This is a genomic window from Bacillus sp. GMa5/1 (genome assembly GCF_050172015.1).
In the GTDB taxonomy this organism is placed as follows: domain Bacteria; phylum Bacillota; class Bacilli; order Bacillales; family Bacillaceae_G; genus Bacillus_A; species Bacillus_A cereus.
Genome location: NZ_JBNLYC010000028.1, coordinates 1 through 19,246 on the forward strand (window position 1 = coordinate 1; position 19,246 = coordinate 19,246).

Here is a 19,246-nt window from a genome sequence, read left to right on the forward strand (position 1 = left end):
GTTCATATTTTTAAAAATTAATGTGACAATAAAGGGAGGTTGAGATACATACACGGTGGGAGTGTGTATGTATTTATTATAATAATGAATAAGACAATCAAACAACAAGTAATCGCACTATCAACAAGTCTAGTGATTTTAGGGAGCGTACCTTTATCAGCATCAGCAGAAGAGATAAACAAATCTCAAACTGATCAACTTAATATTGCCCAGGGAGAACATGGAACGAGCGGATTAAATTATTCTAATTTCAAGTTGGAAGTTCCTGATCATGTACAAATTAACGAAGCAGAAGTATCTGAAAATGAAAAAATGCTTTTAGAAGAATATAAGCATAAACATGATGAAACAGAAGAATTAAACAAAATGCAAGATGCTAAGAAGGGACAAGTAGCAGAAAAGGAAGCTATTTCAAACATTGAAAAGGCATTTGAATCTGTAGATGGTCGAAATGATGGGTCTGATCGTCAAATGAAACCTGTTGCAAAGCCAAGAGGTATTCAATATAGCGCACAGAGTACGAAGAAATATGGAACACTTGCAGGAGTTCCATTTGTGGAGTGGATTGTTCCAGCAGGAAATCCTGATATTCGTCCTGCAAATCCGATGAAAGCACGTTACATTACAATCCATGAGACCGCAAATACAGCTGCTGGTGCTAATGCTGAAAATCATGCGAAATATTTATACAAGCAAGCAACTGAAGGCACTTTCCGAACAGCTTCATGGCATTTTACTGTAGACGATAAACAAATTTATCAACACTTACCAACAAACGAAAATGGTTGGCATGCAGGAGATGGAGATGGATCAGGAAACAGGGAGTCTATCGGTATTGAGATCGCGGTTAACCAAGATGGTGATTACAATAAAGCTTTAGAAAATGCAAAACGACTTGCAGGTTATTTAATGAACAAAGAAGGAATTGGTGCAGATCATATTTACAAGCATCAACAATGGAGCGGGAAAAAATGTCCTGACATTTTAATTTCACGTGGTAATTGGGCTGGTTTCGTACAAGGAATTCAGTGGTATGCAAATATAAATGCGCAGATTGATACACCTTTACAAGATAAAAATGACTCATTTAATCCAAATGAAAATAATCCAGCTGAACCTAGCATGGAACTAGTGGTAAATGGTAGTGGCATCAATGTACGTAGTGATGCGGGTATTGAACATCGTGTTGTACGTAAAGCTTCAAACGGAGATCGTTACAAAGTATTAGCGGTTAAAAATGGTTGGTATAAAGTAGGTAATGGAGAATGGATTTTCTATGACCCAAGTTGGATTAAAATTAACTACAATGTACCAAAGGAAGAAGTACAAAAACCAAAAGATGATATTACAGGTGGCTGGTTTGAAAGGCATATTCGTAAATTAAACAGTCTAGGTATTATGCAAGGCGAAGGTAATGGTGTATTTGCGCCATATCGAAATGTAACGAGAGCGGAGTTTGCGAAATTAATCTCGAATGCTCTTAAACTACCAGAGGGAAATAAGTCATTTGTAGATATTAATGAGGCACATCCATCACTTCATGATGGTATTAAACGTTGTGCAAGTGCAGGAATTATTAATGGTCGTGGTGAAGGGATTTTTGATCCTAACTCACCAATTACTCGTGAAGAAGTATCTATTATGATTGATAAAGCATTACGATATAAAGGAATTACAGGTGAGTTAGTAGCATTACCATTTACAGATAAGCATTTAATAACATACAAAGAATCGGTTCAACGATTATACAGTCTAAAGGTAGTTAATGGTATTGGAAATAATGAGTTTAATCCCCGAGGTACAGCAACTCGTGGTCAGGCAGCTGCCTTTATTGTGAAGATGTTAGATTCAATGCAAAAATAAAAGGAAACTTTAATCAGTGAGGGCCACTCGCATTGCAATCGAGCAGTTTATTCACCGAATTTTGAAATGAGAGTTGTACTGTCCGCAAATAGCAGAATAAATGGTATGTAGAAGCTGACATTGGTAGAAGTAAAAAATAAGAAGAATTTGAAAGGAGCTATCCAAAATAATAATTTGGAATAGCTCCTATTTAGTAGGAAGAACAAATTGTATTTCATAGATTGTAATGTAGAATGCCCTTCCAAGCCCCTTATAAGCCCCTACCAAGTAATAAATCACTAAGAAAAAACAAAAACAAAAACAAGAACAAAACAAGCGCGAAAAAATGAAACCGGCGTTGTAGTAGTAAAAAAATTGTAATTCGAATGCCAAAACCATTCCCGTATGCCTATCTTTATAATGAAGGATTAAAATTTTCCTATTTACTAGCAAAGAGTGGAGGGAAACATATGGCGGTATACCGTAATGTGCAGGTGAACTTTTGGCAAGATGAATTCATATTAGATTTAACGCCAGAGGAGCGTTATTTTTACATATATTTGTTAACTGGTACGAAAACGAAGCAATGTGGTATTTACATATTACCGAAGCGTGTGGCAGAGCTTGAAACAGGTTATAGTATGGAGACTGTTGAGAAGTTGCTAAACAGGTTTGTTGAGTATGGAAAGATTTTATATGATACGGAAACGAAAGAGGTATTCATAATAAATTGGTTACACTATAACCCTATTTCAAATACGAATGTGGAGAAGTGCGTATTACGTGAGTTAAAGACTATAAAAAGTAATGAGTTCATACATATATTTTTACGTAAATGCCTTGAAGAAGAATACAAGATTCCATTATTATTGCAGCATTTTGGTATGCCAAAAGAAGAGGATAATAGTAGTTCACAAGTAGTTATTGAAGAGAAAGAAGAAGCGGAAGAGATAGAGGTGGAAACCATAGAAGAGGACGTTCCAAATAGTGAAGTTTATAAGTTTTATGAACAAAATATTAGTAGTTTATCCCCATATGTTGTGAAGGAATTGAAGAATTGGATACAAAGACTTTCTGGAGAGAAAGTGTTAGAGGCACTTAAAATTGCGTTTGAAAATAATAAGAAAACGTTAGCTTATGTGAAGGGGATTTTGAGGAATTGGTGTAGTGAAAAATTAAAGGATTTTAGTGGGGAGAAGTGCGTAATGGGAAGTTTAGAGAGAAGGAAATGTATTTTGAGTAGTGTATTTTAATTTACATTAACTTAACATAGAATGTATGTTCGTTTTTGTGGGATTTATGCTATACTACCATTAAATAAGGGTATTTTATAATAGATAAAAAGATGCGGGGGGTACAAAGTTTGACTACTAGTACATCTGAGTTGTTTCAATATATTAATATGACAGAAGAACAGAAACAATTATCACAACGATATTTACAGACAAAAGAAGAAGAGATTTTAAAAGATATTCAACTAACGACAATTCGTGATCAAAAAAGAAGCGATTTTGCGGAGCGATTTATAAACGATTTTAGGAAAGTGCATAAACAAGATCCGGATTTTTTTCGATTATTTTACCATATACTCGAGGAGCAATTATTAAATGTTCTTGTAGTCCGTTTTGCGCATGTCAGTTTTTCTAAAATGAAGATTTATTTAGAAAAAAGTGCACTTCCTTTGGACAAACTTGTAGCAATCGCATGTAAATATTTATCCAGTATTTCAAGTTATGTGAATGAAGCAGATGTTTTTCTTAGAGAGTTAACAAGAGAGAATCCGAACTATATAGAGGGACAATTACATACTTTACCAACTAACCAGCAAGTAACATTACTTCTTGTAATGTTTGATGTAGATTATGAAAAGTTTCGTACATATAGTTCTTTATTGAATGAGAGGTTAGAAGAACATACAGAATTTATATTGAAACTGCTAGGGGAAAAGGAAAAGGTTGAAGCAGTTAAACGGTATTTAAAAGGTAAAGATGATAGTGAAGTATTTATAGGTGGGAATTTACCGGAACATATTTGGCGGCTATTATTTTGTGTTCATAAATATTCGAATGTTGCGAGGCGATATATTGAAATATTGGCGAAGAAAAATGTTTGGGGTTTTATAAACTATGCAACACGTTATATGTGTCACACTCTCGGTCAGTCTCAAAACTACAAAAAAACTGGTAGTGTAAATAGAGAAACATATGAAGAAATTCAAAGTTTTTGTACACAGTTTTGGATTTCTAAGGAACGATTTTTTGCGCATCGTCTAAGGCAACATGATTTGAATAGTGAGGATTTTTGTAAGACGTATGAATATGAATTGCTATGCTTTATGTTGGAGGAAGATCCTGAATTTATTCAACGTACTTTGCAATATGTAAGTAAAATGAATTATCTCATCATCGCACGAACGTTAGCTGAAAAAGGATATGAGCTAAATATAGGGAAAATGCGAGAAGAATTTTTTGTTGCTGCTTTGCAAATAAAATTGTCTACAGTGCGGGATACATATCGTGATTATTTACTAGGGAAATTGTCACTTGAGGATATGGAGCAAATACTTAAAAATCCGAAATATAGAAGTATGTATTGGGGTATGCCGGTGTTAGAGGTTGCGCTTCTTTGGGATATAGATGATGTAGCGAAGAGGGAAGCTGTACTTACACTACAGTTTGGAGATGAAGATAGTGTTAATTTATACGAACTTCTTTACGAATGTTCTGTCAGGGGAGTAGAACCGAAACAAGTATTAGAAGATCTGCTTTCGTATGGATTAAGTAAGGAAAAGCTTATCGCTTATGCAGTTGAAGAAGCTGCATGCTACAGTGAAGAGCGAAATAAGGCGAAGGAAGCGCTTGTTTGTGTAATTGTAAAAGAACAAGCGTACATCATTGAACGATTTGATGAGTATTCTGCTGTGGCCAAAGCATATATTTTAGAAGAGTTAGCAAAGGATAACATGATTAAAATGCGTCCAATTTTAATTAAAAGCTTAGGAGATTCATCTAAAAAAATGCGTGAGTCTGTAGTTAAACTGCTTTCAAAAGATGTAGAAGCTGCAGCAGATGTAGCAGTTGAACTTCATAATAAAAAGAAAATTGTTTGTGAAAATGTGATGAAAATACTTATAGAGTATAAGCTTGAAAAATATACGAAACTTGTACAGGAAGCTTTGCAAGAAAGTAAAAATGAATCTTTCGCAGGAAAATTCTCGTTTTTATTTCAAACGGAGGAAAAAAAGATAGAAGAACTATGTGCACGTATTTTAACTGAACAAACAAGAAATTCACTTCTGCAATTGATTGGGGATGAGCCACAAATCCGTTTACGTGACTCTGATGAAATTGCTGATGCTGCAATTCCGTTAGCCTATTTACAACAGTATATTTCAGATGCTGTTATTGAGAAGAAAGAAACAGCAGAAGTAATTGGTAGAGCTTTAAATGAAGAGGACTTAAAAGAATATGTGCAAACAATATATCAAATATGGATTTCTCAAGACGCAGATGTGAAGAAACGTGGAATTCTTTCGTTATACGGAATGTATAGTGACGACAAAATGGTCGACATACTTATAAAGCAAATTGATGAATGGGTGCTTCAAATGAGAGGAAAGATAGCAGCGGATGCCGTTCGTGCTTTAGGTTTGTCTTCATCTAAGCTTGCACTTATGTCTATTCATGCAATAGCATTTAAATATAAACATAAGCAAGTACGTAATGCAGCAAAAGAAGCGCTAAGTCTTGCTGCGAAAACACGTGGTATAACAGAGGAAGAGCTGGAAGATCAATTGGTGCCGGACCTTGGCTTTACTATACATGGTGAAAAAATAATTGATTTCGGGAATCGAAGTTTTACTGCCATCTTAACTACAGAGTCAAAAATTGAATTAGAGACAGAAGAAGGAAAACGTATGAAGTCACTTCCAAAGCCGAATGCAAAAGATGATGTAGAAAAGGCTGAAGAGGCTAAAAAAGAATTAGCCTCTTTAAAGAAGGAACTCCGAAATACTCTTTCCATGCAAAAACAACGATTGGAAACGGCACTTTCATTAAAGCGTTATTGGTCACATAATGCATGGAAGTCTGTATTTATGGATAATCCAATTATGAAGCAATTTTCTATTTCACTCATTTGGGGTGAGTATAAGAAAGGGAAGTTGCTAAAGGCATTCCGTTATGCAGAAGGTGGCGTGTTCTGTACAATTGACGGGAAGAGTTATGAACTTTCATCTGGCACTGTTATTGGTTTCGTTCATCCGTTAGAATTGCCTGAGGCGGAGAAGGAATTATGGAAAGAGCAATTAGAAAGTGCGGGAATTGTTCAGCCGTTCCTACAAATTGAGCGTCCAGTGTTTGTAGTAGAAGAGAATGATGAGAGTGCTATTGAGAGATTTGGCGGTATTTTACTAAATGGTCGTTCGTTATTCGGTAAGATGACGAAGCTAGGATGGATCCGTGGGTCTGTTCAAGATGGCGGTGTATATTATACATTTTACAAAGAAGATACTCGTACCGGATTAGGAGTGCAATTGTCATTTAGCGGAGCACCGATTGGTTATGAAGATGAAGAAGATGTATGTGTATTTGACATTCAATTTTATAAAGCAGGTACAGTGAATCGTGGTTCATATGAATACGATGAGATTGATGATGAAAGACGCATTGTACCAAAAGAAGTAGATAAACGCTTCTTTAGTGAAATGTTATATGATGTGCAAGTAGCGACAGATTCAAATCTTGGGCATAATGAAAGTTGGCGTAGGGAACGATAAGAAAACCCCCTTCATTGGTAGGAAAATGAAGGGGGTTTTTCAATGTTTCAAAAGGTTCTTTCATAATAAAAGCGAATTAGGGGGAAGAGGATTTTTATCCTTTTAGAAGGGATTGGTATCATGATCAAATAGATGATTTATCATACGACTACACTGAATACAGCGGGAATAGAAGGGGAAATGTTAACGTTACAGCCACGGTAATGATAGAAAAGACTTTTACTATATGTAAGAGTCTCTTTTTTTGTAAACGCGACAAAATTTGACAAAAAAATTTGCAGGAACTTGTTATAATTTCTGTTGGAATATTTTGTTTAACGAGAAATGGGTGTATAGCGTAAAAGATTTCGGTGTCATACAAATACATTTTTTGTTTTACATTCAAGGATTTCATAAGAGAAGAATTACAAAAATGAATGACATGGAGAAGTCATAGGGGGAGAGGAGATTTAACATGAGCGTTAAAGTAATAAGAGCAACAGGGGTAATGGGAGGAGCAGCAAGAGTTGCTGTAAAGGTAGATAACGAAGTAGTAATGAAACTTGAGAATAACGAAGAATATACGCTTCCTTTTGAATTAGATGAAGCGAATATTAAAGTAAAACAATTCTTTTTTGGAAGTAAAGAAAAGAAAGTAAAGGATGGCGATGTAGTAGAAATTAAGATAAATAGTATTGCTATGCTATTACTGATGGTGTCAATGATGGCTGTTTTATTTGGTTCGTCAATTGGTATAAATATTGTTGTTTTTGGTATGATAGGAGCTTTAGTTACATTAGTATACGGATTGAATAACTGGTTTCGTTTAGAGGTTAAATAATTATTGTATATATATTTATTTCAGTTGATTTACTATACATGGGATGAAAATATTTTTAAGTGGGAAATGGGGAGAATCAGTATGAAGAAAATGGTTGTAATATCTAGTTTGGCGTTAATAGTAGGTTTAACAACTGGTTGTAGCAGTGAAAAAACAAGTGGACCTAAAACAGTATCTGTAAAAAAAGAAAAAGAGTTAGTAGCGAAAGATATTTTTAAAAAAGCAGCTGACGGATTAAAACAAGAGGAATATCTTACATTGACATCTCTTATGTCAATGAAGGGGAGCGGCCAATCAGAAGAAATTAAAATGAAAATACAAATGGAGCCGAAACTGAAGAATTCTAGAGCTGAAATGAAAATAAGTGGTACAGATATTGTAACGTATGAAGTAGATGGAAAGGTCGCTGCTCAAGTGAAAAACCCTGATACAGGAGAGTTAGTTACGATACCTAATAATCAATTTAATGTAAATGATGTAATGGTCAGTAAAAATTTACTTAATGAGTTAGATTTACCGGAAGCTTTGGCTAAGAAAATGAAAGCAAAGAAAGATGGAGACACATATAAACTTACACTTGAATTAAAGGGAAAAGAAGCGGTAGATACGTTACAAAAAATTAATGGAGATATGAAAAAATTAACGGAAGGATTTAATATGGATGCGTTTAACATTGAATATATAATAACAAAAGATTATAAATTTGAAGAGATGCGAACAACTATAAAAGTGAGTGAAAGTAACTCAGATAAAAAAGCTAGTACAGATAAGGAAAAATTGGATGCAGTTGTGAGTATAAAGATTGATTCATATGAAAAGTTTGATTCAATTAAGTTACCAGAAGGGATTCAATAATTTCAATCGTAAAAGGATAAAAAGGAGCGGAAATCTGCTCCTTTTTTATTTTTCCTACTATTTTTAGAAGATTTATATGAATATAGTTGAATGGCACTTCATTTTTTTCTGGAATAAATGTGAAACGTTGTATAAAATAATCAAGAAAGGCAAAAATTATAGGGGGAAAGTTGTGAAGAAAAATAAGAGTTTAATAAGTTTTTTAGGAGTGTTTATTATGTTGTTTTCTTTTTGTTTTCAAGGAAATGTACAGGCAGATGTAAATACTGTTCAATCTGGAAAAATCAAATCAGGAAACGTAACAGTATGGGAAGTTGGAAATGTAGCGAAAGTATTAGCGGATGTGGAGCGCTTAAATTTAAATACAGTAAATGTACCGATTCAAGTAGATATCCCAAATGTGACTTCTACTAACATGGTAATTAATCAAGCGCAAAAGCAACAAGCTATTATTTTAATTCAAGAATTATTAAAGCGTAATATTCAAGTTATAGTGGAACCGTTCCCATATATTCAGCAGGGGAATGTTGGAGAGACAGAATGGAACCCAAGTAACATTAATGATTTCTTCTGGAATTGGAAGAAGGTTATTCTGCAAGATATTTTTAATTCCATTACAAGTAAATACAATGTGTATGGACTAAAGATTGCTTCTAATTTCGTGAATATGGAGTATGCAGAAGGATACTGGAGCGATACAATTGATTTTGTTCGTAATCAGTATAAAGGAAATATTTTGTATCAAATGAACTGGTGGTTAACAGCAAGCTGGGACCCTTCTTATGAAGCGAAGTTTAAAGAGAAAATCAATCGCCCGTATTTAAAAAAGGTGGATATTGTTAGCATAGACAGTTGGTTTGAAGTTTCAGGAAAAAGAAATCCAACATATGAAGAAGTGAAGCAAAGTTTATTTGCGACAACAGTATATAATCGTGGGCAAAATGTTGTTCAGCAATTGGAACAATTACATAATGCAACAGGAAAGCCAGTTTACTTCGGTGGATTTAACGTTCCAGCACGTGAACTTGGATTACAAAATCCATGGAATCCAGATGTTTCAAATGTGTTTTCGAAAGATGTACAATTAAATGGATGGCGTGCTTACCGAGATGTATTAGAACCGAAACCATATTTTAAAGGTTTTTCAATTTGGTTTATTGGCTCTAATGATAGTACACATGCGTATCAAATACATAGTAAAGAAGCAGAGACAGTTATTAACGGGTGGTACCGAAAATAATTTTTATAAAATAGGTAAGTTTTAAAGTTTACTACATATATTTTTAGTGAAAGGCCTTTCACCATCTTATCACCTAGGGGGCAATCATAATGAAATTTTTGTCTTACCTTACAGTAATTTTGGTGATTCTCGGCGGTTTGAATTGGTTGTTTGTAGCGTTAGATTACAATGTAGTTGAGAAATGGTTTGGTTCTATGCCGGCGCTTGTGGACACTATTTATTGGCTCATTGGTCTTTCTGCTATTTATCAAATTTTTGATCGGTTCTTCACGGATAATTAGCAATTATACTTTATTACTAGAGTGTTAAGTACGATTATGTACTTAACACTTTTTTGTATGTTTATAAAAATAGTTTGCACATGCAAGCGATTCCATTGCGTCTTGCGCCGTAATAATAGAAAACAAATTGACCACGTATTATATTTTGGGTTATAATTCAGAAAGTTTAAAAATTAATAAAAATGAGAAATAGGGAGGTTATGAGGGTAATGGAGAGAGTCTATAATTTTTCAGCAGGACCATCAATACTCCCTTTGCCAGTTTTAGAGAAAGTGCAAAAGGAGCTTGTAAATTATAACGGGACAGGCATGTCTATTATGGAAATGAGTCATCGATCTTCTTATTTTCAAAGTATTATAGAGGAAGCGAGTAACTTACTTCGTGAATTAATGAGCATCCCTGATGAGTATGAAGTTTTATTTTTACAAGGCGGTGCGTCATTACAATTTTCTATGATACCACTGAACTTAATGAATACGTATAAAAAAGCTGGATACGTACTAACTGGCTCATGGTCTAAAAAGGCACTGCAAGAAGCCGAAAAAGTTGGGGAAGTACAAGTAATTGCTTCTTCCGAGCAAGAGAAGTTTACTACGATTCCTAAACTGGACGGTTTACTAAGCGATGAAAAACTAGATTATGTACATATTACAACGAATAATACAATTGAGGGGACAAAATATGTGGATATTCCACATATAGAAAGAGTGCCGCTCGTTGCGGATATGTCTTCAAATATTTTGTCAGAACAATATGATGTTTCGAAGTTTGGTCTTATATACGCGGGAGCACAAAAAAATTTAGGACCAGCGGGCTTAACGATTGCTATTATAAAAAGAGATTTAATTGGGGGAGCAGATCGCTCTTGTCCGACAATGTTAAATTATGAAACTTACAGTAAAAATAATTCCTTATATAATACACCGCCATCCTTTAGTATTTACGTAACAAAACTTGTACTAGAGTGGTTGAAAGAGCAAGGCGGAGTATCTGCGATTGAAGAACAAAATAGAATGAAATCTTCACTTATTTATCATTTTTTAGATGAATCTAAATTGTTTACTTCACCAGTTGATCCTGCGTATCGATCACTTATGAACATTCCATTTACAACACCGTCAGAAGAACTTAACAATGAGTTTTTACAAAAAGCGAAGGAACGCGGCCTTGTTACGTTAAAAGGACATCGCTCAGTTGGCGGTATGCGTGCCAGTATTTACAATGCGATGCCAGCACACGGCGTAAAACGATTAGTAGATTATATGAAGGAATTTGAGCTTGAGAATAGATAGGGAGATGGGGATATGTTTCGTGTTCAAACGTTAAATCAAATTGCAGAAAAAGGTTTGCAAGTTTTTACTGAAGAACGTTATGAAGTAGGAGATAGAATCAATCATCCAGATGGAATTTTGCTTCGTAGCTACTCTTTACATCAAGAAGAGTTTTCAAAAGACTTAAAGGCGATTGCAAGAGCTGGCGCTGGTGTAAATAATATTCCTGTCGAGCGATGTACAGAAAAAGGAATTGTAGTATTTAACACGCCGGGGGCAAATGCTAATGCAGTAAAGGAACTCATTATTGCCAGTCTTATTATGTCTTCACGCAACATTATTAATGGTGTAAGTTGGACGAAAAACTTAGAGGGTGAAGAAGTACCACAGCTTGTTGAATCAGGAAAAAAACAATTTGTTGGATCAGAAATTGCAGGGAAACGTCTAGGTGTTATCGGACTTGGCGCAATCGGTGCTTTAGTTGCGAACGATGCGTTAGCGTTAGGCATGGATGTTATCGGATATGATCCTTATATTTCAGTTGAAACAGCTTGGCGTCTTTCTACACATGTGCAAAGAGCATTTAGCCTTGATGAAATTTTTGCAACGTGTGATTATATTACACTGCATATTCCTCTTACGAATCAAACGAAGGGGATCATTGGGGAACACGCTGTAGAGAAGATGAAAAGAGGGATGCGTCTATTTAATTTCTCTAGAGGAGAACTTGTAGATGAAAAGGTTCTTCAAAAAGCATTAGGAGAAGATATTATTACACATTACGTAACGGACTTCCCGAATGAAAATGTAATAAAGATGAAAAATGTAACAGCGACGCCTCACCTTGGTGCATCTACGTCTGAATCAGAAGAAAATTGTGCAGTAATGGCAGCACGTCAATTACGTGAATATTTAGAGACAGGAAATATTCGTAACTCAGTAAATTATCCAAACGTAGAATTGCCGTATATCGGAAAGAAACGAATTACAATTATGCATCAAAATGTCCCGAATATGGTAGGGCAAATTACAGGATGCTTAGCGGAACATCATATTAATATTGCCGATATGATTAATCGTAGTAAACATTCTTGGGCATACACAATGATTGATATCGATAACGGAATTGATGATATAATAAAAGAGAATATTGTAGAAAATATAAGCAAAATTACAGGTGTTGTAGCCGTTCGAATGATTGTGTAAAGGAGAGAGGAATGTGGCAAAAATACGACCGTTTCGGGCCATTCGTCCAGTAGAGGAAAAAGCGGCACAAGTGGCAGCTTTACCGTATGACGTATTAAATAGTGAAGAGGCAAGGGAAGTTGTAAAAGGGAATCCATATTCTTTCTTGCATGTTGATAAAGCAGAAATTGATTTAGATCCTGAATTGTCACCGTATGATGATCGCGTGTATGAAAAAGCGGGCGACAATTTAAAGCAATTTATACGAGAAGAAGTGTTCATACAAGATGAAGAGCCAGCGCTATATATTTATGAACTGACGATGCAAGGAAGAACGCAGTCAGGCCTTGTCGTTTGTACATCTATTGATGAGTATGAAGATGATACAATTAAAAAACATGAAAGAACACGTCATGAAAAAGAACTAGATCGTATTCGCCACGTAGATGTGTGTGACGCAAATACAGGTCCGATATTTTTAACTTACCGTACAAAAGATGAAGTAAAGCATTTAATTAGAAGCTGGAAAGAAGAGCATGCGCCAATTTATACATTTACAGCAGAAGACGGTGTTAAGCATGTTGCGTGGAAGATTGCAGATGAAGATGTAATTACGACTTTAGTAAACGCATTTGAAGATATTCCTAATCTTTATATTGCAGATGGGCATCACCGTTCTGCATCAGCTGCAAAAGTAGGACTTATGAGAAGAGAACAATATCCAAATTACACAGGAGAAGAGGAATTTAATTTCTTCTTATCGGTTCTATTCCCTCATGATGAATTATCGATTTGGGACTATAACCGAGTTGTGAAAGATTTAAACGGTTTATCAGAAGAACAGTTTTTAAAACAAATCAAGCAATACTTCTATGTAGAAGAAGCACCTGTTTCTCCGTATAAACCAAATGAACCAAAAACATTTGGAATGTATGTAAATGAGAAGTGGTATAAGCTTACTGTGAAAGAAGAAACATTTGATGCGAATGATCTTGTTAGAGGTTTAGATGTATCTATCCTGCAAGATCATTTATTAAGCCAAGTACTTGAAATACATGATCCGCGTTCTGATTCACGCATTGATTTTGTTGGCGGAATACGGGGGTTAGAAGAACTAGAACGCCTTGTGAACAGCGGCGAATACAAAGCAGCATTCGCATTATATCCGACATCTATGGAAGATTTATTAGCAATCGCAGATGCCGGAGAAGTCATGCCGCCGAAATCAACGTGGTTTGAACCGAAACTGCGTAGTGGGTTGTTTGTTCATTCTTTAAAGTAAATATTGACTTCTATAGTTTTGAAAAACCGAAATGATTTGAGTTTCGGTTTTTCTTATTTTAAAAGAGTTTTTGAGGAGGGGCATGGGATGAAATTACAAGTAGGCGAAAAAATCACCTTTGAAAGAACTTTTACGAGAGAGGATGTTGTTTTATTTACAGAAGTATCTAAAGATGAGCAGGGGAGATTTGTTGTACAAGGCCTATTAACATCAACACTACCTACAAAAATTGGCGGAGATTATAACGTACTAGCTCGTCAACAAAAAGGACATTCCTAGTATTACAAGAAATGTCCTTTCCACTAAATTATAGGATATTTTGCTAAAGTTCAAATTCTAAAATCAGTTTACTGGTTTGACCTGTAAACTGATAATTATAGGACCCTCTCAGATTTTTTAAGTTACCGGTAGCTTTAATAATTGTTCCTGGGGAATCTAAATTTCCTTTATCAAATATTCCTTGCTCTATAGCTGTGAATGTCCCTTGTTGCCCCTTATAAATTCCTTCAAAGTGTAAAAATCCAGAAATTTTAGCCGTAGCCAAGTGACCATCATTTATATTTGAGTCTAGATAATATAATAAGTATTCAACAAAAGCTTTTCCTTTTAATTCTCCATCAATATCATATTCAACATGGGCAATATTAATAGGGAAATCTTTTCTAGTATCATCAATTAGTTTTTCATCCCATTTACTTACTGTAAATGTTACTTCCATACACGTAAATCCCCCTTTATCATTAGATAAGTAATCTCCATATCATTTAAAAAGTACTAATTCACAGTCATATCTTATAGGAGTGTTTTTATTTATTTGAGCCCTGTCATATCGTTATCTTATCTCAGAATCACCTGCGCCTCCCCATGAAGGACTTACTGTTGTCACGGTGTCTCCTGCTTGTAACCTCTTTGGTTTTATTAACATGTTAACTCCGCTGCTACAGAATGTAATGGACTACGATTATACAAACTGTATCATTGAAATACATGATGTATGACATTAGTTTCTTCATCATCAATCCGTTTACCTGCTGGGATTCAAGAATTCAGTCTTAGTGTTGAATATAGGAATAACCGATTTATATTTGAAAATTACAGTATGCAACATTGTATGAGAAAGATGGCTGATATTTTCTGCGATTTGTAACTGTAATGATTACAAGTTGATCGTATTCAATCCGAAAAATAAAATCATCATGAATGGAGAGGTTACAGCTTTTCCTGAACAAGAAAGCTATCGCCTTTAGGCATGGGATGAAAGTGAGGTTTGATACGGATTGTCACTAAAAATCGCAACGTTCGTGGTACTTTAAGTGTCCGAAGTATAGGCAGTTTCTTCGTTTTTTTTGATTTTTAGGGGATTATTCTTTGATTAGTAGATAGAGAGGTAAAATAAAAATACACCTCATTACTAGGTGTATTTTTTAGACTTGAAAACCACATATGTATTGGAGATTTCTCTCGGTTAGAGTGTATCACAATAGAAATCATGTATATACATAATATTTGTTACATCGGATGGTTTCCTTGTAAGTATATGAAAATGGTAATCTAAATAGATTTTAATTTTGTTAACTTACCAACCTGTACCATGTTCAGAATTAGCAGGGGCGCCGCCAGTATTGCCATGAGATTCAACTTTCGGAGCAGGGAAATGTGTATGCCCTTCCTGTTTAGGAGCTCCACCAGTGTCGCCGATGTTTAATGCAGGAGCCCCGCCAGTATCGCCAACATTTAAAGCAGGGCCGCCAGTATGACCATGCGTTTCTAACGTAGGAGCAAAGAAGTCAGCGTGACTCTCTTTTTTAGGAGCCATTCCTTCTCCATGAGTATTTGTATAAGAAGGTGCCCAAGTATCCCCTATATTGTATGATGAAATAGGAGGTCTACCATGATCATAAGCAGGAGCGCCACCGCCATCCCCAATGCTTACTGATTTCGGAGCAGGAGTATCACCAACATTGAAAGCAGAAGCGCCACCGTGGTCCCCATGGCTTTCTAATTTTGGAGCAAAAGTTTCACCATGCTCAGCTTTTACAACGCCTCCACCTTCTCCAATATTTACACCAAAAAGACCGAAGCTAAATACCGATAACCCTACAACAGCTGTACTAATTTTTCTTTTCAATCTATCTCTCTCCTTTTTATTGTTTTATTTCATTTTGTCTAAACGTGGTAGATAAAATGAAACGAATTGTAAAAAATCCCAAAAATATTACGATATACGAATGATTCTGTGTAATATTTTGTAAAACCTCCTTAAAATTTGAATTTTATAAAAATAAATTTCGACATAGTTCATTTTTCAACTAGTTGAATAGATTTTGATTGAGTTTTTATAAAGCTATTCGTTAACCTTAGGACCGAAAATAGTTCTTAATTTCTTTATACCGTGGTCATAAGGTTATTTTAGCTTTGAATTAAATTAACTATTATAATTCGAGAATTTAGTCCTCTTGCTATATATTTAAAAGTTACAGTATGCAAAATTGCATAAGAAAGAGGGTTGCTATTTTCTACAACCTGTAACTGTAATGGTTACAGGTTGGTCGATACCAATCAAAAAAATAAAATCATCATGAATGGAGATGTTTCATAATGGGTATGAAAAAATTAATTTTAGCAGGTGCTTTAGGGATCGCAGCATTATCAGGAACAAATTTACCAGGACTAGAAGTAACAAAAGCGAGTGCAGCTTCTATTGAATCGAATTTCTCGACGTTAGAAGGACGAGTAGTAGAAGTAGATAACGGTGTAATTGTTGTAAAATCTAAGCAATATGAGGAACCGGTTAGTGTGTATATTGATTCACTTTCAAATGTGAAAGTAGGAGATGAAGTAAAAGCTACTGGATCTATGATGCGTAATTTTACAGAATATATGGTTGCAACTGCAGTTGAAAATACAACAAACAAGTTAGGTATGCACATGAAAGAAGATGGCTCACCTAATTATGTAATTGGAGAAGTATCAAAAGTAGGAACGATGGAAGATGAGGGAGACGGTGCTACTAAATATGTTGTAGTTGAGTATCCATCGCTAAATGGGAAGAAAGCTATTATTGATGTTTTCTTAACAAAGGGACAAGTATTTAATGCGGGTGAGAAAGTGAAAATTGATATGAAGTATGTAGGGTGGGGCGGAAGTTCTATTAACTGGAACACAGTTGACCATATTGAAAAAGTTCATGAAGCAAAGACGAACGCTGAAAATAATGATGGTGTATGGATTTGGTCTTAATTAAAATCCTGTAAATAACAAATGTATCATGTAGTATCCAGCAAATGGTGATGTGTATGACCATTTGCTGGATACTTTTTTGCTTTGTATTTTTTGAGAATAAGGGATATCCGACTAGAATATGATGTTTAAATCGGAGCGAGTTAAAAAATACAATAATGAAAGAGGTGTTTATATATGGAGCGAGATGAGAATTATTTACGAGCTAAAAAAAGAGTGGAGAATTTAAAAGCGTTTTACATTCATTTAACGGTCTATATATTAGTTAACTTAATGCTTTTTTTCATAAATATAAGCTCTGATTCAAGTAAATTATGGTTTTTATATCCACTTGGAGGTTGGGGGATTGGTATCGTTATACACGGTTTAACAACTTTTCCATTTGGGATATTCGGAAAAGAATGGGAAGAACGAAAAATTAAAGAGTATATGGAGAAAGATAAGTGAAAAAATCAGAGATTTATGAATATAAATCTCTGTGAGCACACGTTTGATGCGAAGCCTATTCTATAGCTTCGCCTATTTGTTTTGTACTCGAAGTTAATGCGAGTACGTGTTCCTATTCATTTTTAGCATGAATTGCATGTGAAATCAAAACTTTAGTTGTAGTACATAATAAATACAGTTATTTTACTTTCTTAATTACAAGTGGATATAGGATAAAGTTGATTTATCATCCTATATTAAAATAAAAAACAAACCACTGTTCGATTTGAATATTCCACGATATAATGGTGAGAGTTTATGACAGAATAAATATTTACATAAGAAGTGAGGTACTGTATGAAAAAAAGAACGACAGACATTATTTTTATTATTATTGGTGCATTTCTTTTTGCTTTAGGTGTCAATTTATTTGTTATCCCGAACGAGTTTGGTGAGGGTGGGGTAACAGGTATCACGATTATTACGTACTATTTATTTGAATGGTCACCAGGTTTAGTTAACTTAATTTTAAATGCGATTTTGTTAATAGTCGGTTATAAATTTTTAAATAAAATCACAACAATTTATACGATTATCGCTGTAGTGACTAACTCGCTATTTCTTCATTTAACAGAAGGCTGGACGATTGCTTCGGATGAAATGCTTGTAAATGCCATTTTCGGAGGAATATTTATCGGGTGTGGTATTGGTCTTATCATTCGCGTTGGCGGAACAACTGCAGGTACTACGATCTTAGCAAGGATGACACATAAATATTTAGGCTGGAGCATTAGCTACGGTCTACTGTTCTTCGATTTAATCGTTGCATTTTCATCTTATTTCATCATTGGTGCAGAAAAACTGATGATAACAATTATTATGCTATATGTAGCAACGAAAGTGATGGAATTTGTAATTGAAGGGTTAAATCCGAAGAAGGCTATTACGATTATTTCTGATAATCCAGATGAAATTGCCGGGAAGGTGACAACCTTAATGGGGAGAGGGGTTACCGTGTATTCAGGTCATGGCTATTACACGAAAACGCCGAAGGAAATTCTTTATGTTGTTATTAATAAGCAAGAAGTAGTGAAGCTAAAGCGGATTGTTCAAACTACGGATCCGGCGGCGTTCATCGCTATACACGATGTTCGTGATGTGTTCGGAGAAGGATTTGTTGATATTTCGAAGGCTTAGAAATTGTTTTTGATTAAAATAATCTTAATACTAAAACGTAAGAATCTATTTTGAATAATCTTTTTTCAAAATAGATTCTTTTTCTTTTTCTTGCAAAAAATCCAATTGTTTCTTAATGTAGTGATGTAGAAGGATGAACGAGAGAGGGTTTAATGAAGATGATACATATTTTATTAGCTGATGATGATAAGCATATTAGAGAGTTGTTGCATTACCATTTACAAAAAGAGGGGTTTAAAGTTTTTGAAGCAGAAGATGGAAAGGTAGCGCAAGACGTTTTAGAGAAGGAAAATATTCATCTTGCGATCGTAGACATTATGATGCCGTTCGTTGATGGCTATACGTTATGTGAAGAAATCCGGAAGTATCATGATATACCAGTTATTTTATTAACGGCGAAAGATCAGTTAGTTGATAAAGAAAAAGGATTCATTTCTGGTACGGACGATTATATCGTAAAACCATTTGAACCAGCTGAAGTGATTTTCCGTATGAAAGCTTTATTACGACGTTATCAAATGCTGAGTGCAGATATTATTACGTTGCACGGAACGACAATTGATCGAAAAGGTGTAGAAGTAAAGTGTAACGGTCAAACAATTTTGCTTCCTTTAAAGGAATTTGAGTTATTATCACAACTTGCTAGTTATCCTGGAAGAACATTTTCAAGAGAAGAGCTAATTGAATTAGTATGGGGAATGGATTTTGAAGGAGATGAACGAACAGTTGATGTTCATGTGAAAAGGCTGCGAGATCGTTTCTCAAAACGAACGGATGATTTTCAAATTACAACAGTGCGCGGCCTCGGGTATAAGTTGGAGTTGAAATAA

General features: G+C 34.9%; 16 protein-coding genes and 1 pseudogene. 15 read left to right on the forward strand and 2 right to left on the reverse strand.

Features of this window, described 5'->3' with window-relative positions; genetic code table 11:
• The first annotated feature begins 84 nt into the window (after positions 1 to 84).
• From ACQGSG_RS09625 to ACQGSG_RS09675, 11 genes and pseudogenes are all read left to right on the forward strand, one after another.
• Entirely contained in the window at positions 85 to 1,863 is a 1,779-nt protein-coding gene (locus tag ACQGSG_RS09625) for an S-layer homology domain-containing protein (RefSeq protein ID WP_426947277.1), read from the forward strand.
• A 449-nt stretch (positions 1,864 to 2,312) separates the two neighbouring features.
• Positions 2,313 to 3,095 (forward strand): DnaD domain-containing protein, encoded by a 783-nt coding sequence (locus tag ACQGSG_RS09630; protein ID WP_098926297.1) that lies wholly within the window; start codon positions 2,313 to 2,315, stop codon positions 3,093 to 3,095.
• 110 nt (positions 3,096 to 3,205) lie between these two features.
• Positions 3,206 to 6,619 (forward strand): DUF4132 domain-containing protein, encoded by a 3,414-nt coding sequence (locus ACQGSG_RS09635; RefSeq protein ID WP_214631760.1) that lies wholly within the window; start codon positions 3,206 to 3,208, stop codon positions 6,617 to 6,619.
• Positions 6,620 to 7,073: 454 nt separating this feature from the next.
• Positions 7,074 to 7,439: a hypothetical protein gene (locus ACQGSG_RS09640; protein ID WP_065703669.1), complete on the forward strand. Its 366-nt coding sequence runs from the start codon at positions 7,074 to 7,076 to the stop codon at positions 7,437 to 7,439.
• 81 nt (positions 7,440 to 7,520) lie between these two features.
• Positions 7,521 to 8,294, forward strand: coding sequence for a DUF6612 family protein (locus ACQGSG_RS09645; RefSeq protein WP_000738993.1), 774 nt, complete (start codon positions 7,521 to 7,523; stop codon positions 8,292 to 8,294).
• 172 nt (positions 8,295 to 8,466) lie between these two features.
• Complete coding sequence (locus ACQGSG_RS09650; protein ID WP_141521725.1) at positions 8,467 to 9,534, forward strand: glycoside hydrolase family 113; 1,068 nt, start codon at positions 8,467 to 8,469, stop codon at positions 9,532 to 9,534.
• An 89-nt stretch (positions 9,535 to 9,623) separates the two neighbouring features.
• On the forward strand, positions 9,624 to 9,815 hold the full coding sequence (locus ACQGSG_RS09655; RefSeq protein WP_000670803.1) for a DUF378 domain-containing protein: 192 nt from the start codon (positions 9,624 to 9,626) through the stop codon (positions 9,813 to 9,815).
• Between the two features lie 209 nt (positions 9,816 to 10,024).
• A complete protein-coding gene (serC, locus tag ACQGSG_RS09660) occupies positions 10,025 to 11,107 on the forward strand; it encodes a 3-phosphoserine/phosphohydroxythreonine transaminase (protein ID WP_000442941.1) in 1,083 nt (360 codons plus the stop codon).
• A 12-nt stretch (positions 11,108 to 11,119) separates the two neighbouring features.
• On the forward strand, positions 11,120 to 12,292 hold the full coding sequence (locus ACQGSG_RS09665; protein ID WP_053512594.1) for a 3-phosphoglycerate dehydrogenase family protein: 1,173 nt from the start codon (positions 11,120 to 11,122) through the stop codon (positions 12,290 to 12,292).
• 13 nt (positions 12,293 to 12,305) lie between these two features.
• A complete protein-coding gene (locus ACQGSG_RS09670) occupies positions 12,306 to 13,553 on the forward strand; it encodes a DUF1015 domain-containing protein (protein ID WP_016111584.1) in 1,248 nt (415 codons plus the stop codon).
• Between the two features lie 87 nt (positions 13,554 to 13,640).
• A pseudogene (locus ACQGSG_RS09675) lies at positions 13,641 to 13,814 on the forward strand (dehydratase); the annotation flags it as partial.
• Positions 13,815 to 13,875: 61 nt separating this feature from the next.
• Here ACQGSG_RS09675 and ACQGSG_RS09680 read toward each other — a convergent pair.
• Both ACQGSG_RS09680 and ACQGSG_RS09685 read right to left on the reverse strand, forming a co-directional pair.
• A complete protein-coding gene (locus tag ACQGSG_RS09680; RefSeq protein WP_325842285.1) occupies positions 13,876 to 14,271 on the reverse strand; it encodes a DUF3224 domain-containing protein in 396 nt (131 codons plus the stop codon).
• An 858-nt stretch (positions 14,272 to 15,129) separates the two neighbouring features.
• Positions 15,130 to 15,681 (reverse strand): hypothetical protein, encoded by a 552-nt coding sequence (locus ACQGSG_RS09685; protein ID WP_088067452.1) that lies wholly within the window; start codon positions 15,679 to 15,681, stop codon positions 15,130 to 15,132.
• 470 nt (positions 15,682 to 16,151) lie between these two features.
• On the opposite strand from ACQGSG_RS09685, the gene ACQGSG_RS09690 reads away from it, so the two are divergent.
• From ACQGSG_RS09690 to ACQGSG_RS09705, 4 genes are all read left to right on the forward strand, one after another.
• Entirely contained in the window at positions 16,152 to 16,793 is a 642-nt protein-coding gene (locus ACQGSG_RS09690) for a F0F1 ATP synthase subunit alpha (RefSeq protein ID WP_000525525.1), read from the forward strand.
• Between the two features lie 177 nt (positions 16,794 to 16,970).
• Complete coding sequence (locus tag ACQGSG_RS09695; RefSeq protein WP_000438994.1) at positions 16,971 to 17,240, forward strand: 2TM domain-containing protein; 270 nt, start codon at positions 16,971 to 16,973, stop codon at positions 17,238 to 17,240.
• A 336-nt stretch (positions 17,241 to 17,576) separates the two neighbouring features.
• The gene (locus ACQGSG_RS09700; protein ID WP_000747492.1) at positions 17,577 to 18,416 is read left to right on the forward strand and encodes a YitT family protein; all 840 of its coding nucleotides are present in this window, start codon (positions 17,577 to 17,579) and stop codon (positions 18,414 to 18,416) included.
• 152 nt (positions 18,417 to 18,568) lie between these two features.
• A complete protein-coding gene (locus ACQGSG_RS09705) occupies positions 18,569 to 19,246 on the forward strand; it encodes a response regulator transcription factor (protein WP_000781961.1) in 678 nt (225 codons plus the stop codon).

What these genes read in the sequence shown, in the direction of transcription:
- ACQGSG_RS09625 (WP_426947277.1), top strand. Translation starts at nt 85, where the DNA reads ATGAATAAGACAATCAAACAACAAGTAATCGCACTATCAACAAGTCTA.
- ACQGSG_RS09630 (WP_098926297.1), top strand. Translation starts at nt 2,313, where the DNA reads ATGGCGGTATACCGTAATGTGCAGGTGAACTTTTGGCAAGATGAATTC.
- ACQGSG_RS09640 (WP_065703669.1), top strand. Translation starts at nt 7,074, where the DNA reads ATGAGCGTTAAAGTAATAAGAGCAACAGGGGTAATGGGAGGAGCAGCA.
- ACQGSG_RS09645 (WP_000738993.1), top strand. Translation starts at nt 7,521, where the DNA reads ATGAAGAAAATGGTTGTAATATCTAGTTTGGCGTTAATAGTAGGTTTA.
- ACQGSG_RS09655 (WP_000670803.1), top strand. Translation starts at nt 9,624, where the DNA reads ATGAAATTTTTGTCTTACCTTACAGTAATTTTGGTGATTCTCGGCGGT.
- serC (WP_000442941.1), top strand. Translation starts at nt 10,025, where the DNA reads ATGGAGAGAGTCTATAATTTTTCAGCAGGACCATCAATACTCCCTTTG.
- ACQGSG_RS09665 (WP_053512594.1), top strand. Translation starts at nt 11,120, where the DNA reads ATGTTTCGTGTTCAAACGTTAAATCAAATTGCAGAAAAAGGTTTGCAA.
- ACQGSG_RS09680 (WP_325842285.1), bottom strand. Translation starts at nt 14,271, where the DNA reads ATGGAAGTAACATTTACAGTAAGTAAATGGGATGAAAAACTAATTGAT.
- ACQGSG_RS09690 (WP_000525525.1), top strand. Translation starts at nt 16,152, where the DNA reads ATGGGTATGAAAAAATTAATTTTAGCAGGTGCTTTAGGGATCGCAGCA.
- ACQGSG_RS09695 (WP_000438994.1), top strand. Translation starts at nt 16,971, where the DNA reads ATGGAGCGAGATGAGAATTATTTACGAGCTAAAAAAAGAGTGGAGAAT.
- ACQGSG_RS09700 (WP_000747492.1), top strand. Translation starts at nt 17,577, where the DNA reads ATGAAAAAAAGAACGACAGACATTATTTTTATTATTATTGGTGCATTT.
- ACQGSG_RS09705 (WP_000781961.1), top strand. Translation starts at nt 18,569, where the DNA reads ATGAAGATGATACATATTTTATTAGCTGATGATGATAAGCATATTAGA.